Below are 571 nucleotides of genomic sequence, written 5' to 3' on the forward strand. Positions count from 1 at the left end.
AGTACTGTCTCGTTGGGCTCGGAGATGTGTATAAGAGACAGGGTTCGGTATTTGGAATACGATTAGCCATGGCCTCCTTTTTAGCGATGGCTGTCCTTTCCTTCGCTTCAGCCCTTTGCTTGCGTTCCCTGCCGTTCCAATCTATTTTTTCAAGGGCAAACATCCTATCGGCAATACTGTTAAGTACAACCGTAGGCACACCTGAACTATTTTGATTGGTTAAAACCACAATACCTAATTTATCGGTAGGAAAAAACGACACACTGGCCGAAAAACCGTTGATATTGCCACCATGTTCCACCAGATAATGGCCACGATAAGAACTGATCATCCAACCAAGGCCATAAGTAGAGAGGTAGATGTCTTTATCCGCTTTGGGCAAGCCATCGTCCATTACCATTTGGGAACTGGAAGCCTCACGCACATAGGAGCTTGGCAAAATCTCTTTGCCCTTATAATAGCCACCACTTATCCAAACCTTTAACCAATTGGCCATATCGTCAACATTACTATTTATACTGCCAGCGGGACCCATTCCGTCGATATTATAGTAATCGATTTTCTCTATCTC

At 44.1% G+C, this 571-nt stretch carries 1 protein-coding gene; it reads right to left on the reverse strand.

Annotated elements, in window-relative coordinates:
* A partial coding sequence (locus JHD69_RS20090) for a serine hydrolase domain-containing protein (protein ID WP_199142112.1) occupies positions 1-571 on the reverse strand: 571 nt, incomplete at both ends.

It is taken from the genome of Pedobacter sp. ASV12 (assembly GCF_016429155.1).
GTDB lineage: Bacteria > Bacteroidota > Bacteroidia > Sphingobacteriales > Sphingobacteriaceae > Pedobacter.